The sequence below is a fragment of the Stanieria cyanosphaera PCC 7437 genome, from assembly GCF_000317575.1.
GTDB classification, from domain to species: Bacteria; Cyanobacteriota; Cyanobacteriia; order Cyanobacteriales; family Xenococcaceae; genus Stanieria; species Stanieria cyanosphaera.
Window position 1 is genome coordinate 1061437 of sequence record NC_019748.1, and the last position, 16903, is coordinate 1078339.

Annotated in this window: 18 protein-coding genes; 14 read left to right on the plus strand and 4 right to left on the minus strand. The window is 35.2% G+C overall.

What is annotated here, in order from left to right; translation table 11 throughout:
* Nucleotides 1-219 precede the first annotated feature (219 nt).
* From STA7437_RS04600 to STA7437_RS04635, 11 genes are all read left to right on the plus strand, one after another.
* Nucleotides 220-1128: a hypothetical protein gene (locus tag STA7437_RS04600; RefSeq protein WP_015192207.1), complete on the plus strand. Its 909-nt coding sequence runs from the start codon at nt 220-222 to the stop codon at nt 1126-1128.
* A 97-nt stretch (nt 1129-1225) separates the two neighbouring features.
* Nucleotides 1226-1372 (plus strand): hypothetical protein, encoded by a 147-nt coding sequence (locus STA7437_RS26470; RefSeq protein WP_015192208.1) that lies wholly within the window; start codon nt 1226-1228, stop codon nt 1370-1372.
* A gap of 319 nt (nt 1373-1691) precedes the next feature.
* A complete protein-coding gene (locus STA7437_RS04605) occupies nt 1692-2930 on the plus strand; it encodes an ABC transporter substrate-binding protein (RefSeq protein WP_015192209.1) in 1239 nt (412 codons plus the stop codon).
* Nucleotides 2931-2992: 62 nt separating this feature from the next.
* A complete protein-coding gene (locus STA7437_RS04610) occupies nt 2993-3547 on the plus strand; it encodes a phycobiliprotein lyase (RefSeq protein ID WP_015192210.1) in 555 nt (184 codons plus the stop codon).
* 592 nt (nt 3548-4139) lie between these two features.
* Nucleotides 4140-5015 (plus strand): phycobilisome linker polypeptide, encoded by an 876-nt coding sequence (locus STA7437_RS04615; protein WP_015192211.1) that lies wholly within the window; start codon nt 4140-4142, stop codon nt 5013-5015.
* A 66-nt stretch (nt 5016-5081) separates the two neighbouring features.
* Nucleotides 5082-5207 carry a hypothetical protein gene (locus tag STA7437_RS27350; protein ID WP_015192212.1) on the plus strand — a complete coding sequence of 42 codons (126 nt, stop codon included), beginning with the start codon at nt 5082-5084 and terminating at the stop codon, nt 5205-5207.
* A 309-nt stretch (nt 5208-5516) separates the two neighbouring features.
* The gene (locus tag STA7437_RS04620) at nt 5517-6278 is read left to right on the plus strand and encodes a phycobilisome rod-core linker polypeptide (protein ID WP_015192213.1); all 762 of its coding nucleotides are present in this window, start codon (nt 5517-5519) and stop codon (nt 6276-6278) included.
* Nucleotides 6279-6374: 96 nt separating this feature from the next.
* Entirely contained in the window at nt 6375-6647 is a 273-nt protein-coding gene (locus STA7437_RS25380) for a phycobilisome linker polypeptide (protein WP_015192214.1), read from the plus strand.
* Between the two features lie 199 nt (nt 6648-6846).
* Nucleotides 6847-7383, plus strand: coding sequence for a phycobiliprotein lyase (locus STA7437_RS04625; protein ID WP_041619156.1), 537 nt, complete (start codon nt 6847-6849; stop codon nt 7381-7383).
* 84 nt (nt 7384-7467) lie between these two features.
* A complete protein-coding gene (locus STA7437_RS04630; protein ID WP_015192216.1) occupies nt 7468-8094 on the plus strand; it encodes a chromophore lyase CpcT/CpeT in 627 nt (208 codons plus the stop codon).
* A gap of 55 nt (nt 8095-8149) precedes the next feature.
* Nucleotides 8150-8458 (plus strand): CpeR family transcriptional regulator, encoded by a 309-nt coding sequence (locus tag STA7437_RS04635; protein WP_150109035.1) that lies wholly within the window; start codon nt 8150-8152, stop codon nt 8456-8458.
* 95 nt (nt 8459-8553) lie between these two features.
* Here the strand turns inward: STA7437_RS04635 and STA7437_RS04640 are convergent, their stop codons facing one another.
* From STA7437_RS04640 to STA7437_RS04655, 4 genes are all read right to left on the minus strand, one after another.
* Nucleotides 8554-9387, minus strand: a complete 834-nt coding sequence (locus STA7437_RS04640) for a 2OG-Fe(II) oxygenase (protein WP_015192218.1) — start codon at nt 9385-9387, stop codon at nt 8554-8556.
* 57 nt (nt 9388-9444) lie between these two features.
* Nucleotides 9445-10953, minus strand: a complete 1509-nt coding sequence (locus STA7437_RS04645; RefSeq protein ID WP_015192219.1) for a haloacid dehalogenase-like hydrolase — start codon at nt 10951-10953, stop codon at nt 9445-9447.
* Between the two features lie 718 nt (nt 10954-11671).
* Entirely contained in the window at nt 11672-12775 is a 1104-nt protein-coding gene (locus tag STA7437_RS04650) for a glucokinase (RefSeq protein WP_041619157.1), read from the minus strand.
* Nucleotides 12776-12777: 2 nt separating this feature from the next.
* Nucleotides 12778-13350, minus strand: a complete 573-nt coding sequence (locus STA7437_RS04655) for a DUF924 family protein (RefSeq protein WP_015192221.1) — start codon at nt 13348-13350, stop codon at nt 12778-12780.
* Nucleotides 13351-13411: 61 nt separating this feature from the next.
* Here STA7437_RS04655 and ureG point away from each other — a divergent pair, with 61 nt between their 5' ends.
* The 3 genes from ureG to STA7437_RS04670 all read left to right on the plus strand — a co-directional run bounded on the left by ureG (nt 13412) and on the right by STA7437_RS04670 (nt 16903).
* Entirely contained in the window at nt 13412-14008 is a 597-nt protein-coding gene (gene ureG, locus STA7437_RS04660; RefSeq protein WP_015192222.1) for an urease accessory protein UreG, read from the plus strand.
* Between the two features lie 209 nt (nt 14009-14217).
* The gene (gene urtA, locus STA7437_RS04665) at nt 14218-15546 is read left to right on the plus strand and encodes an urea ABC transporter substrate-binding protein (RefSeq protein ID WP_015192223.1); all 1329 of its coding nucleotides are present in this window, start codon (nt 14218-14220) and stop codon (nt 15544-15546) included.
* 190 nt (nt 15547-15736) lie between these two features.
* Entirely contained in the window at nt 15737-16903 is a 1167-nt protein-coding gene (locus STA7437_RS04670; protein ID WP_015192224.1) for an ABC transporter permease, read from the plus strand.

Sequence of the window (16903 nt, forward strand, 5' to 3'; positions counted from 1 at the left end):
TGATTAGCAACTACTAGGTATTTTTTTTCCTTCATAGCTTTGTTCAAAATATTCAATGAGGCTAAAGATTTTCAAAATCTTGTTTTGAAGCAACACCTAAATTAGCTTGCTATAAATCTATTTTGTGCTAAAAAAAATAAATTGCGGTTCTATAGCAATTATTTCGGCAAAAAAAATGCTTTTGACCGCAAATATTTAATGAATTGTTTTGTGATTCTTATGGTTAATCAGGATAACATAAGTTCTGCGAAAAAACAAGCAGAAAAGCTTACCTTTACTATTCCAGGTAGCGATCGCTTAATTCAATCCGATCAGACTAAGATTGAATGGGCGCAGATTGCTCCAGGCAAAGTAGTAGTAGCAACGGTCGACCGTGCTTGGTTGTATCAACCTCATTCTATAGAAGATCGTTTTGCCCAACCGATGGAAGGTGCGGGTAGCATTGCTACAACTAGGAAATTATTGGATACAGCGATCGCTGCTGCCAAATACGCTATACAGTCTAACGTTAGACCTCCTGCGCTAACTTGTACACGCTGGGTATGGCGATTAGCAGGTGCTTATCATTTAACTGCCCCTACTCCCAGACTTTTGAAAGATGCTGCTATTGGTTTTGCTGGCAATGGTCGTAGTCTTTTAAAAAAATGGGCTTTAGAAAAAGCTCAAGAAGAAAAAGGTCACGACAGACTTGCTTTACTCGACATCCAGTCTTTGGGATACGATGCCGAAGCAGTGGTAAAGGCTCTTGTTCCTCCTGCTGCGGTAGCTTTGATTGATTACTTTACTCGTAGTGTGCAAGATGACGATCCCATCGATTGTGTAGGGTACACCTATACAATGGAACGCCTATCTTTAGGCATTGGAAAAGATTACATCCAAAATGTAGAAGCATTACTACCACCAAAGGTTAATGCTACTCGATGTCTGTGCGTACATAGTTCTGTTGGTGCTGATGCAGATCATGTAGATGAAAATGTATCACTTATATCTCAACTTACTCCCTCGGAGCGGACGCGTATAGCGAGAGCTTGTTACGAAACAGCATTAATGTGTTTTAGTCCACCACCTGAAGGTTATATCTCGGATGAGGAACTTGATCAGATCGTGCAACCATTCAAGAAAAGCTAGTCTTTACCTGCTCTTATCAAAATTTGAAAACTAAGAACAAACTATTTTTAGTACTAATTCACTGATTATCTCAAACACAAACTAAGGAGAATTAATTATGAACACTGCAATAGCTACTCAAATCAAACCAATTGAAAATAGCTTAGAAGTTTTGAATCAGTTTGGAATTGAGCTTGATTTAGATGGTATTTTAATCACAGAATTTGAACAAGGATTAGCAAACGACCTGGATAATCCTTTCTAATCAATTTCGATTATTTCGTTGGTTAAATAAGTAGCTAGGTTTGATCAATATTTTGAGTTGCCTAGCTTCTAAGTGTAATTTGGACTTCACCAAGCCAAATTTTTTTTTGCTTGAATTGTTAATAAATGTAATATTTAATTACAAAAGTTGTAAATTTTTGTGACTAGCCGTCAATTGAATAGATTAAGAAAACTCCAAAAGTTGATAAGGTAAATTTATTAGGAAACACCCTTAAAATAACAAACTAAGTCAAAAAAATACCTTGTTTAAAAATAGTGATTTTAAAATAAAAAAAACACTAAAATTTCTTAGCTACTTCTTGATTCTTGGTTGCTCAGTTCTTGTTTTAAGTTTAATTATTTTACCTGCTTTAACACAACAAGCAACCACAGTTACAGTTTTAATTCAGGCTTTAGAAGCAGCACAATGGCAACCTTTAGTTACAGAATTTAATCAAACTCATCCTCAAATTAAACTACAAATTATTGAAGGTCCAAATGCTACTAATCAGGTAGAAGATTTATATACATCTTCGTTTTTATTAGGACAATCTCCTTATGATTTAGTTTATATGGATATTGTTTGGGTACCCAAATTTGCTGCTGCTGGTTGGTTATTACCTTTATCAGACCGACTTACTACTACAGAATTAAAAGAATTTTTAGCAGGCGATGTCAACGGTGGTACGTTTCAAGGGCAATTATATCGAATGCCCTTTCGTTCCGATGCAGGAATGCTTTATTACCGCCAAGACTTATTGAGTGCCAATAACTATCAACCACCCAGAACCTTTGAAGAATTAATGGCAATTTCCCAAGATTTACAAGAAAAAGGAGTAAGTCAATGGGGTTATTTGTGGCAAGGAAAACAATACGAGGGTTTATCCGCCATGTTTGTCGAAATTTTACAAGGTTTTGGCGGTTTTTGGATTGAACCAGATACTCTTGAAGTAGGATTAGACCAACCAGAAGCAATTCGAGGAGTAGAATTTTTACGTAGTACTGTAGCGAAAAATATTTCTCCTGCGGGAGTGACTACCTACGCAGAAGAGGAAACTCGTCGTTTATTCCAAGAAGGAAAAGCAATCTTTTTACGTAACTGGCCTTATGTGGTTGGTTTAGCTTCAGCAGAAGATTCTCCCATTCAAGGTAAATTTGCTATTAAACCAATGGTTCATGCACCAGGTTATCCTAGTGGTGCTTGTCAAGGAGGATGGGGACTAGGTATTGCTGCAAATACTCAACATCCAGATGCAGCGTTGGAAGTAATTAAGTTTTTTGCTAGTGAGGATTCTCAACGTGAATTTGTTTTAGCTACGGGTTATGTTCCTAGTCGTAGATCTTTATTTAATGACCCTAAAATTGTTGCTAAATATCCCCATTATCCTGAATTGTTAAAAGTGGTGGAAAGTTCTGCTCTGCGTCCTCCTATTGCTCAATACGCTCAAGCTTCTGATATTTTACAACGCTATCTCAGTGCAGCTTTAACTAATAAAATGAATCCTACTGAAGCTATGCAGGCAGCAGCTAAAGAAACACGAAGATTATTAATTAACTAGCTAAAAAGCTTAATTAACATACAAAAATAAAAGTAAGTTAAACAGTTCATTCTCTATAAATTATGAATACATCTGTTTTTGAGCAATTTTTTGATCACTGTGTAGGTAACTGGCAATCAGAAAGAACTTATCATTATCTAGGTCATCAGGAAATAGAGCGATCGCGTACTGAATTTGAAATCAAACCTCTGACAAAGGCTCAAAAAGAACAAGTTTTAGCCGATAATGAGTATCAACAAGTTAATGATTTAGATAGTTTTCCTGGTTTTAATCTAGGTTTCTACACTATTTCGGACAAAGGGGAAGAGGTAAGTCAAAATCTTAATTTGATGTTTGTGCCAAAAACTGAAAATGGTTTGTGGTTAGAAGGAGATTATTTACGCGATCGCGCTTACGAAGAAGCTAGACCCATTATTTCTCACTTTCAGTTTAATAGCCAAACCAAAGAACTATTGATGACGACTAATTACACTAAAGTAGTTTCCGTTGATTCGATCACACTAACCAATCCTGATTTACGGATTCGGAAAATTCTTAACTATCAACGTCCCCCTGCTGGAAAACCTTTAGAAAAAGTATTACTAGTTGGATTTGGAGTTGAACAGAAAGTAATCTGAATTTTAAGCTGATTTTTTTTAAAATTTGTTAAGTTTTAAATGATGTCAATCAATTACGAAAACGTTATCTTTACAAAACTTAATGAAGTTCTTGTTAAGTTTTACAAAACTTGATGATATGGACTTCGACATCATTGTATAAATAAACTTGTCAAGGTGTTACAAAAAGTAAGGGGCTGACCTCGCTTTTTATGGGCAAGGCTTGTACACCCCATCAACTCAACTACTTTTGTTAATTTCTTTGACAAATATTCTCTCTAAGAAACTGCACTTAAATTAAAGGTGCAACTAAAAAACAGAGTTTAATTCCTCCAAGAGGAATCTTTGACTCTATGTAATCACTAGCAAAAAGTTTTGCAGTTGAGATCAAAAAGTAGGCGTAGTGAAGTGAAATATCTTCAAGGTTTTTGACATCATTGCGTTTTGCTTTAATCTTCAAATCAAGCAATCAAGTTTGCTAGAAAAGGTAAATTATTGTAACAAGATTAAGCAGAAGAGCGATCGTCTTTAGACCGTTATCTCTTCCAATGCTTGCTTAATTGTACTCAAACCTATTCAGAAAAATTTTATTCCTGAAAGGAGACTTTATTTAATGGCTTTTGGACCAGCATCGGAATTAGGTGTAGCTTTATTTGAAGACACCGCTCCTTTAGAATATATGCCAGGTCTTTCAGAAGAAGAACGAGAAAGTATTATCAAAGCCGTCTATCGGCAGATTTTAGGTAATGCTTATGTGATGGAAAGTGAACAAGCTACTGTTCCAGAATCCCAATTTAAACTTGGTAATCTCAGTGTCAGAGAGTTCATTCGCGCAGTAGCTAAATCTGACCTTTATCGTTCTCGTTTCTTTGAAACCTGTCCTCGTTATCGTTTTATCGAGCTTAACTTTAAACATTTCCTTGGTCGCAGTCCTGAAGGCTTAGAGGAAATGAGAAAGCACAGCACCATTTTAGATACCCAAGGCTTCAACGCAGAGATTGATTCTTATCTCGATAGCGATGAATATCAAAATGCCTACGGAGAAAATGTTGTTCCTTATTATCGAGGCTATAAAACTCAACCTGGTCAATCTATGGTTGAGTTTACTCATATGTTTGCGCTATTAAGGGGTGCTTCTTCAAGTGACTTCAAAGGAAGCTTATCTGGTAAGAGTCCAGTTCTCAACAAGTACGCAATTCAAAGCACACCTTTAGCCGTAATTCCTCCTTCTGGTGGCGTTGCTGGCGATGGTTGGTCTTTCCAAGATACCGGTCTTGGTGCGCGTACTCGTCAGGGAGTTGGTGCTGGTGCAAATGGTAAAGTTTACCGCATCGAAGTAACTGGATATAGTTCACCTGGAGCAGTGAATCGAGTTTCCAAGTTCCGTCGCAGTAACAAAGTTTATTTAGTTCCTTACGATAAACTTTCTGAAGAATATCAACGTATTCATCAGCAAGGTGGCAAAATTGCCAGCATTACTCCTATTTAGTGAGATAAAAAAACTTAATTAGTTTTAAATATCTTGCTAATTAAAAAATTGGTCAATAGCAGCACCATGACTTTTGTTAGTTATTGGACAAGATTTGAAGCTCAAAAAGGACAATCACCGCAATTATTTTTGGTGGGGAAACAGTCCATTAACCAGTTATTGGGACTAGCAAACAATCAAGTTTGTGTCTAAGCTGACAAAAGTGAATTTAGCTTACTTATTTATAGCCAATTTTTTCTAAGAAGCAGGGAACTTATGTTTATTTTCCCTGTTCTCTCTATCAAAAATAATCCACCTTCTTCTGGCAATTTGATAGTCCTCGTTCCATTGGTAATACGGAATATATAGCTCAAGGAGTTCGTATGACTCCTCAAATTCAACTTATTCATCGTGCGGGGGGCAAAATTAATTGTCAGTATTACAGAAATTAGTTAATTAGACGCACTCAAACCAATAGTTATTAATTGTTGAAAATTTGTCTACAATTCAGGAGAAACAAAAATGTCACTATGGATTACCGATGTTAAACCAGTTGAACTGCGGAATAATTTTAGTAATGAAGATTTAGAAGTAATTATTCGGGCAGTTTATAAACAAGTGTTGGGAAATCAACATTTATTAGAAGGCGAGCGTCTTGTAAGTGCTGAATCTTTATTACGTGATGGTGATATCACCGTGCGTGGTTTTGTCAGAATGGTAGGGCAGTCTGAATTATATCGCTCCTTATTTTTTGAGAAAGTTTCTCAGTATCGTTTTATTGAGTTAAACTGTAAGCATTTTTTGGGACGCGCACCTTTAAATCAAGCTGAAATTTCTCAACACGTTCAAATTTATAATGAACATGGTTACGAAGCAGAAATAGATTCTTATATTGATAGTGATGAGTATCTAAACAGTTTTGGCGAAAACATCGTTCCCTGTCCACGCACAGAAAGCAATCAAAAAACCCTACAAAATGTTGGTTTTAATCGAACCTTTGCTCTTTATCGTGGTTTTGCTAGTAGCGATCGCGACAAAAAAGCTCAATTAATCACCGATTTAGCTACTAATCGTGCTACCCCGATCGTTTTCCCCAGCAAAGGAAAAGGTGGTACTCCAGGTAATACTAACAAACGCTTTCGGATTAAAGCAACTAAGGCGAGTATTGGCTCTCTCAACCGAGTTAGTAATATGACTTATGATGTCGGTTATCAACAACTCAATCAAAAAATTAAAAATATTCAACGCATTGGTGGCAAAATCCTCAGTATTACTGAAATATAAAGGTAATTTTGAGTTCAAACTGAAATAATTTTTAAAGGCAAGTTAGGATACTCCTATTTTTGCCTTTTTACTACTAAATATTTAGGAGATACTTTTATGGCAATGACAATTGACAGAAACAGTTTTCAGAGCGATTATAGCAGTCGGACAGTAGCAATCGAAGTGACAAACCTCTGTCGCCAAGATATTATGAAGAACAGTAACTATGTTATCAGAGTTCCTCTGTCTCAGATGTCTTCTTCTATACAAAGCATTACCAGAATGGGAGGTAAGGTTAACCAGGTTACTTTTGATTCTATTTCTGCAACTGGTAAATCAGTTAAAACGACAACCGAAAAATCGGTTCAATCGGCAGTTAAAAATAAATAAAATTGTGCTTGCCAGCATTGCTAATGATAATTTCTTAAACCAGTCACTTAATCTTGTTCAATTGTACTTCATCAGCGTGTTTTTAATCGTAAAAAGTATTAAAAGCAGCCAAGCAAAAAATTGGAGGATTAATTGCTCAGCAGTGCTGGTATTGCCATGAAATTCAATTAAATACCTAAAATAATTGATTATTTTAATGATGGATATTACTAGATTTGTAGAACTTTCTTTTGGACGATGGCGATCGCAACGAAGCGCACACCATCTTGCTTTTAGTTACTTTGAACAGGTAATTTCTACGATTGATATCGAACCTTTAGAATTAGATGATCCTCAAGTAATTAATCTTTGTGAATCGTACAAAATTGCTCCTCAATTAGCTAGTGTTCCTTTTAAAATGAGTTGGGAAGGAGAATCAGATTGGGATGACAATGAAGTAGTTAAAGGTTCAACAATTTTAGTACCAATACCAGATCTTCAAGAACCAACCAAAGGTAAATTATTAAGAGAACAAGGATACGCTGAAACTATTCCTGCTATTGGTCATTATCAGTTTAGTAACGATGGAACTTTTGTTTTAATGACTGACTATGAAAGAGCAACAGCAGAAGAAAAAATTTGGTTTGTCACACCAAATTTACGTTGTCGCGTTTCTTTAATTAAAACTAGTGATGGGAATGGAGCGACTACGGCTTCTTTTGCGTCAGAAATTCGTTCGTTAACAACAAATTCTTAAAAATTTTTTCTTTTTTTAAAATAATTTATTTCATAAAAATAACCTTTAATATTTTTTCATAAATTCTAATTATTTACTCAAAAAATGTTGCCCACAATTGATAATTCCCAAACCCAAGAAACCAATTTATTAATAGATTTAGCAAAATTAATGGCTGGTGATTTTAGTAATCATAAACAAGCTCTTGCTGATTCTAAAACCTATGCTCATATTCGGATTTTTTTCCGTCCTTTACCTTATGAATTTTTCTCAGGAATTGGTTTTTATTCCGAACAAACTTATGATTACGACCTTTGGAGTCCTTATCGTCAAGGAGTACACCGTTTAATAGACTGTGGTGATGAGATTTATATTGAAAATTATAGTTTGCAAGACGCTTATTTATATGCTGGAGCGGGACATAATCGCGATATTTTATTAACTATAAATCCTAATTGTTTAGAACGACGTTATCACTGTTCAATGATTTTTAAAAAAGATGGTGATTTATTTCGTGGTAGCGTAGAGCCTGGTAATAGATGTCTAATCAATCGTAATGGAACTGAAACTTATTTAGTGAGTGAAGTTGAGCTAACCGAAGCTACTTGGATCAGTTGGGATCGAGGCATGGATCTCGTTACTCATCAACAAATTTGGGGGTCAGCAGCAGGACCTTTGAAATTTGAAAAACGAGCAAGTTTTGCTCATGAATTACCTCTATTAAAAAGATAAATATAGTTGTATCAAAACGGAGAAATCGATGATTATATCGGAGCTAAAAGAGAGCATGCTGCCACCTGTAGCTCAAAAGAAAATGCAAGCCTGGATTAGAAGTAGACATCTGATTTGTTCCGGTCATTTTTTTATATTTGAAACTTTAGAATATTCCACAGTAGAACGATTTGAAGAATGTGTTAAAAGTTTAGGTGGAACATTAATTTCTGTTGAACCAACTAAAAAAGTTTGGATTGGTAATCATCGTCAAGTAATTCTTTATCAAGCAAAGGCAAGTTTGCATACACCACACCATGCTCTTAACCAATATTGGATTAAATATGGTGGTTTTTATACCAGATTTGACGAACGCCCTTGTTAGGAAATATTCGGATGAGTTTTTGAAGTAAGTAAATTGATCGCGCTCACGCTGAACAACAATCAAATACCTACAATTTCTCAAAGAACAAAATACTTTTATAAACCAAAACCGTTACCTTTATCTCCACTTATATTAGTAGCGATATTTCTCAAGATTTTTCTTACCTTGTTCTGCCAATTTTGTTGAGAACTCCAAATAATGGGAGTTCCGGCTTTGATTAAAGAAGGTGCAGGACTCCAATAATAAATTGAAATTAGTTTACGACTTTGTTCTGGAGGACAGGACAATCGTTTGGGTACACCGTGGAGTGTTTCTGAAGTGGTTGGGAAAATTACGGTTCGGTTGAAATCAGGAGTATAACCAACTCGGTTTTCTTTGTCTGTCTCAGACCAAAGTTCGATATCGCCTCCCCAGGAAGGTTTCCAGTCGCGATTTAAATAGATCAGAAGATTGATCCGACGTATTAATGGTAAGGTAGGATGTTTAGTATAGTCTGCGTGTATATCAAGCCAGCCATCTCGATACATTTGATGTAAGCCAGCACCGAAAAATAAAGGATCGGGGATTAAGTCTTGTATTCCTGTAATTTTTTTGAGTTCATCAATAAATTCAGATGAATTAAGCCAGAGACAAAAGAATTGGGTAAATGGTGATAAACCAACAATTCCACGAGAAGTAGTTTTTAATTCGTAATTGCTATTCCAAACAATCCAATCTCTATCTTGAGTTTTAGGAAATTCTGCAACAATGCGGTCTAGTATAGTAGGTTCAAAAAGGTCGTCAATAGCTAAGTGAGGATAAGGCTGACCAGAATTATAGGTTTTTTGTAACGATTCTGAATCTTGACGAAGTTTGGCAATCGAGTTGGTAAATGAGTTTAGCTCAATTAGATTTTGATTAAGATTGACTTGATTTTGATGAATATTCATTTAAAAACTAAATTACTATTAAAATAAAATAATTTTGAACTTGCTATCTTTAACTAATTAAGTTACTTGATTTGAACCATCTTTGACAACAGGTTTAATTTGACTAATAAAGTTTAAAATTTGTCTACGAGATTGAATCACACACCAAGCCATTATCGCCCAGGTTTGGAAATTTAACCATAATGAGAAATCTCTAGCTCCAATCGCGATCGCTGATAAAATTAAGCTAAACATTACCATGCGCAACATTCGCCTTGGAACTTGGCTGGGCCAATTATTGGCATTACCTCCTGCATAACGATAAACAATATAAAGTATGGTTTGAGAAAGTATCTGACTACAGATGAGGCTAGAACCAATTAGATTAGTTGGGGCGATCGCTAGAAAACCGTAGTATCGACAAGACTGAAGTAATAAATAGAACCAAGTCCTTGTATGTTTATTGAGGTAGTTGAAAATCCAAAAACAAAATCTGGTTGTCAGTAACAAAAAAATCCAAAAAATTAAATGTATCCAAATCGGATTTAATGACTGTAATTGAGGGAATATTAGTTCATAATTAACTGGTGTGGTTATTCCTTCCGCTTTAGTTAAAAAGACATCTCCTAAAACCGCAAACATTAAAGCCCAAAGCCAAGGATGCCATGTCTGCATCATTTTTTTGTATTGATGATATTGATTAGATAGTTTGGGTTTGGCTTCATATTTTTCGGCAACAAAATCGTTTTCATAGTAACCAATTTCATAAACACACCAAAATGAAATTAAAAACAAAGAAATACTAGTACCATGTAAAAGGGTATTACTAGCTTGCCAAGAAAAAGCTAACCATAATAATGGTAAATCTTCCCAAATGATTACTTTAGCAAGGTATTGTTCTCCAAACCGTTTGACTTTTTCTACGTACAAAAATGGTAGATAAACATTTTGTAGCGGTGGAATATATTCAGCTAAAGGCCAAATTACTAAACAAGGTTTTGCTACTTCTCGCAACAAAGGCAGATCATCTTCAGAGTCGGTAATGGCGATCGCAGATGCCAGTTGTTCTTGAGATAGTACTTTTTTTAACATCAGCAATTTGCCTTCGGTTCTATCTTTGAACCCTTGCCAAAATCTACAACCAACAAGGCGATCGTATTTGATTGGGATCTGATTGAGAATAGGATTGACAATAAAATTAAATCCTACAGTCGCAACTATAATTGGAGAACCAATATTATTAATAGCAGCAAGTAATTCTAAATTTTGATACCGTTTGGCTAATTTTCGAGCCTTTTTTTGCCAGAAAAACCACGTCCAAGGTAAAAATATTGTTGAAGTTATAACTAAAAACCAATCTTCAACTTTTGATTTTTTAAATTTTTCAGGTAACCAATTCCAGGGTTTAAGTAAATATAAAAACTTTAATAATAAAAATCCTAATATTCGAGGTTTAAGATTATCAAGATATTCGGCTGTTGAATTACGCAAAAATAAAGTTTCATCAAAATCAATGATGATTGGCGTATTTTGAGAAGCGGTTGCAACCGATGTAATCGCTTCTGTCTTTTTAATTTGCTCGCTCATCTGTATAATAAAAATATCATATTATTTGAAATCCTATAGTGATTTATAAATCAGCCACACTAGAATTTTTTTTGACAATAAAATTAAAATTATGAAAAATAGGTAAAATTTTGAGTAATGTTCTCAAAAGACTAATCCCTTTTGTTCTATTATCTAAAAATTTTTATTGGATTTACCAAAAGCTAGAATAGTTTTTTAAATTATTAAAAATTAAATTAGTCTACAAGCTATGGAAGTACGAAAAAATTTATCAATTCATTTCAATTACCTCATAAAAACAATTGACGAAGGCAGAGTACCTTCGACTGTTCACATCAAAAACCGAGCAATATTGCTAATAATATTGATGAGGTTTAATTCTGTAAGTATTGACTTTTTCAGTCTCTTCTCAATGCCAACAAAATTAGCTGCTCGGTTAGGACTGATAAATATTATTCTTGATTGTAATTTTTAAAGATAAGTCTTTAGTTTGATGCTCCCAGTCCTATTTGCTTTATTACACAATTAGGATTAGGCTCAATACAACCGAATTAGCTATCAAATGTAACATTTATTACCATAAATGTCAAGCTATCAATATTAATTTTTTAGCTATTACCTTTCTGCCAATTAAAATAAACCCAAAAACCAATCATTTGTTGCTCAATCTGGTTATTGTTTAAAAGGACATAATGTTTAAAGAGCGGTTTAAAAAACAATAAAAGTTAATTATTAAAAATTAAACAAATTGTAGAGCATATAAAATTGAGCCTAATAATCCGACTTGGACATTATTAACTAAATTGATTGGAATATTTTCTAATAAAAAACTTACTCTACCCTTTTGTTTAAAACTAGCTAGAAAGCGACCATCTGACATGATTTCTAGATTTTTAATTGCCACACCACCAGTCAGATAAATACCACCATAAGGTAATAATTTTAAAGCTACATTACCTACTTCCGCTCCATAAGCTTCAACAAACATTGCCATTGTTTTTTGACAAAGGCGATCGCCTGAAACTCTTGCACCTTGAGAAATAATTGCAGCAGGATCGATTTTTGGACTTTTTTGTTGTTCCCAATTCAAAATTTTTGCACTTATTTCTGGTGATTCAGCAGCATAATTAGAATCTCGTAAAAATTGATAAATTGCGACAATTCCCTGACCCGATACTACTCGTTCTACAGAAATATGTTCTGTATTTAATTTATGTTGAAGATATTGTAAAAGTTGCATCTCTAAGTCATTGCGAGGAGCAAAATCTGTGTGTCCTCCTTCGGTCGCAAAAACTTGATAAAATCTGCCTTGGGGTATTAAAAATCCTTCTCCTAAACCCGTACCTGCACCTATTACAGCAATGGGACTAGATGGTTGAGATTGACCGATTTGTAAAGGATATAAATCAGATTCTTTTAAAGCTAAAACCCCATAACTATTAGCAGCAAAGTCATTAATTAGATCGACTTTTTCAAGATTTAATTCTTGTTCTAATCTTTTACTATCTAGATGCCAATTAAGATTAGTTAAGGTAGAGGAATTATTAATTACTGGTCCTGCGATCGCAAAACAAGCTCTTTGTGGTGCTTTTGATTCTACTCTAGCTAAAAACTCTTTTACCATTGGGACAAGATCGCAAAAGGAACTACTAGAGTAATTAGCTTGTTGAATCGTTTCAAAAGATTGAACTTGTTCTGCTATTTCTACCAAACGCAAGATAGTCTTTGTGCCACGATAATTAGCTTGTTGAATTGTTTCAATGGATTGAACTTGTTCTGCTACTTCTACCAGACGCAAGATAGTTTTTGTTCCACCAATGTCTCCAATCAGCAATAACATAATAATTAAAATTTTGAACCAGGTTGACTAAGGAATTCTAATTCTTCGGGAGTGCTTTCCCTGTCAAGAATTTGATTGCGATGAGGAAATCTGCCAAAACGCTCAATAATTTCTAAATGGCGCATGGCATATTCAATTGTTCTAGCACTATTGGGGTCATCTTTGAGGGTCAGAAATAAATTTACTGCTGTTTGTTGGTGTTCTAAATTTTCGCTATGTTCCCAAGGAAGATAAATAAACCAACGTTGGACTGGTAATAATTGTTGATCGTAATTTTGAGATAGAGCAAATTGAGCATATTGCAGAGCAAAAATGTCTGTCGCAAAAGCTTGAGGTTTTCCCCGAAACATATTACGAGGAAATTGATCTAAAACAATAATCAACGCCAGACAGCTTAAAGGTTTTTCCTGCCAAAAGTTCAATTTACCCTTTGCAGCTAGTTGATAGACGGAATAAAAACGAGATTTAATTTCTCGATCAACATCATTGTCTTTGACGAACCAAAACTGATGGGGTTGACCATAACCTTCACTCTCAGGTTTACCAAACCAAAAATTTAAAACTTCCTCAAATTCCACTATTTTGCCTTATTTTCCAGGTTTAATATTGGTAATTCATGTTTTCTTAATTTAACTTGTTATGAACAGTTTTCGCATTGGCATTGCTGGCCCTGTTGGTTCTGGTAAAACCGCTTTATTAGATGCTTTGTGTAAGTCCCTAAGAGAAAAATACCATATTGCTGTAGTTACTAATGATATTTATACTCAAGAAGACGCACAGTTTTTAGTTCGTTCTCAAGCCTTAAGCAGCGATCGCATTATTGGTGTAGAAACAGGTGGTTGTCCCCACACTGCCATTCGGGAAGATGCTTCAATTAATCTTATTGCGATCGAAGAGTTAGAACATCGTTTTGAACATTTAGATTTAGTTTTTTTAGAAAGTGGTGGCGACAATTTAGCTGCTACCTTTAGTCCCGAACTGGTTGATTTAACTATTTATGTAATTGATGTAGCTGCAGGCGATAAAATTCCTCGTAAAGGAGGACCAGGAATTACCAAATCAGATTTATTAGTAATAAATAAAATCGATCTTGCTCCCATGGTGGGTGCTAGTTTAGATGTTATGGAACGAGATACCAAAAAAATGCGTAGAGACAAACCCTTTGTCTTTACAAATTTGAAAACAAAACAAGGACTAGAAAATGTAATTAATTTTATAACTAATCAAAAAGTTTAACAGTAACTTAACTATCGCCTCAAGCACTACAAAATCTAGTCAAGGCAGAAAAAACACATTTTTTTTTGTTCATAACGATCTTGTTTTTTTTGTAACTTAGAGTACAATTACAGCCCAACAGTCTAATTAAGATACAACAGCGTTTAGATATTTTTTTCTTTTGGATTGTTTCTAATTAGCAACAAAAAACATAGACAGATTTAAAAATTATGTCAAAATTAGGACGACGTAAATTTCTTATATACGGTTCAGCAGGGATTGGCACTAGCATCTTGTTAAAAGCCTGTGCTAATGGCGGAGGGGATACCAACACAACTGAAACACCTAGTAACACTAATGATGCTGCTACTCCTGCTAGTAGTAGTAGTGGTGATACAATTAAAGTCGGAATTCTTCATTCTCTCAGTGGTACGATGGCAATTAGTGAAACCACTGTAGTAGAAGCAGAGAAACTAGCGATTAAAGAAATTAATGCTGCTGGTGGTGTCTTAGGTAAACAAATAGAAGCAGTTACTGAAGATGGTGCTTCTGATTGGCCTACTTTTGCCGAAAAAGCAGCAAAATTAATCGATAACGACAAGGTTGTCACTGTATTTGGTTGTTGGACTTCTGCCAGTCGTAAAGCAGTATTACCTGTGTTTGAATCTAAAAAACATATGTTGTGGTATCCTGTCCAATACGAAGGACAAGAATGTTCCAACAATATCTTTTATACAGGTGCTGCACCCAACCAACAAATTGAACCTGCGGTAGATTGGTTGTTAGAAAACAAGGGTAAACAGTTCTTCCTGGTTGGTTCTGACTATGTTTTTCCCCGCACTGCTAATACTATTATCAAAGAACAGCTAAAAGCCAAAGGCGGAACAGTAGTTGGTGAAGACTATTTACCCTTGGGCGATACAGAAGTCACTTCTATTATTACTAAAATCAAAGCAGCTTTGCCTGACGGGGGCATAATTTTCAATAGCTTAAATGGAGATAGTAATGTCGCTTTGTTTAAGCAAATGCAGGGTGCAGGATTAACCGCCGATAAATATCCCACCATGTCTGTCAGTATTGCTGAAGAAGAAGTACGACAAATTGGTAAAGAATATTTACTAGGTCATTATGCAGCTTGGAATTATTTCCAAACTGTGGATAGCCCTACTAACAACAAATTTGTTGAAGCTTTCAAAGCAGAATATGGTGAAGACAGAGTAACCAATGACCCCATGGAAGCTGCCTATATTATGGTTTATCTCTGGAAACAAGCAGTAGAACAAGCGGGAACTACTGATTTAGAACCAGTACGTAAAGCTGCTGTGGGTCAAGAATTTGATGCTCCTGAAGGTAAAGTCAAAATGTTCCCCAACCACCACATTTCTAAAACCGTCAGAATTGGTCAAGTTAGAGATGACGGTTTATTTGATATTGTTTGGTCAACTGAAGGACCTGTTGATCCTGTACCTTGGAATCAGTATGTTCCAGAAACTAAAGGTTTTGCCTGTGATTGGACTGATCCTAACAAAGGTGGTAAATACAAAGTAGAGACAACTTAAATTAGTGGCGTGCGTTCGTAGTGTAGTTATTGGTTATTTGTCGTTGCTGAATCGATAACTCGTTACCGGTGATTACAAAGTAAAAATTAATTTAATTTTTAGTTGAACAAGGTAGGAAAAGTAAAAAATAATACTTTTTTTGCCTTTTTTATTATTTAAAGTTTAATAGTTTAACACATAAATAAGACAAGTGACAGCATTAATAGAAGGTTTATTCAACGGAATCAGTATTGGTTCAGTTTTGTTAATTGCTGCTTTGGGGTTAGCAATTGTCTTTGGACTCATGGGGGTAATTAATCTTGCCCACGGCGAATTAATGATGCTTGGCGCATATACTACTTTTGTAGTTCAAAACGTTTTTAAACCTTTAGGTTCGCCTTGGTTTGATTTTTACATTATTTTTGCTATTCCAGTGGCATTTTTGGTCGCTGCTTTGGCAGGTTTAGTTTTGGAAAAGGGAGTAATACGATTTCTTTATGGACGACCGCTAGAAACTCTTTTGGCAACCTGGGGTGTCAGTTTGATTTTGCGACAGTTTGTTCGCAGTGTTAGTTGGATGTTGATTATTAGTTTAGTAGTCTTCTGTCTATTGTTTTTTGGTGGTATGACTGTTTTAAGTCGTCGTCCTAATTGGTCAAGAATTAGAAATTGGGCGATCGCAATTTTAATTCCCTTATCCGCAGCGATCGCTACTCTCACAGGATTTTTGATTAATAAAACTGGTCAAATTGCTTTGAATAGGGCATGGTTTAGTGCTAGAAATGTTGATGTTACAGCCCCTAGTTGGTTACGGGGAGGATTAAAAATCCTTGGTTTTCAAATGCCCTATGCTCGTTTATTTATTATTGTCTTAACAATTCTTTGTTTACTGGGAGTGTATTGGTTTTTAAACCGTTCTGCTTGGGGTTTAAGAATTCGTTCCGTAACTCAAAATCGCAGCATGAGTTCTTGTTTAGGTATTCCTACAGCTAAGGTAGATGCTTTAACTTTTGCCCTCGGTTCAGGTTTAGCTGGAATTGCAGGAGTTGCAGTGAGTTTACTTGGTTCAGTTGGCCCGAATACAGGACAAAATTACATTGTTGACACCTTTATGGTGGTAGTTGTCGGTGGTGTTGGTAATCTTTTAGGTACAATTGTTGCTGCTTTAGGAATTGGGATTCTGAATTATTTGATTGGTTCAGGAACTTTAGCATTAATATTTACCTCAACAGAAAGTTTGAAACCATTGGTCGACTTTTTCCTCTTCTTTGCCACAATTAGCATGGCAAAAGTGATGGTTTTTGCTTTAATTATTGCCTTTTTACAATTAAAACCTGCTGGATTATTTCCTCAAAAAGGAAGAACTGCCGAGTTGTAG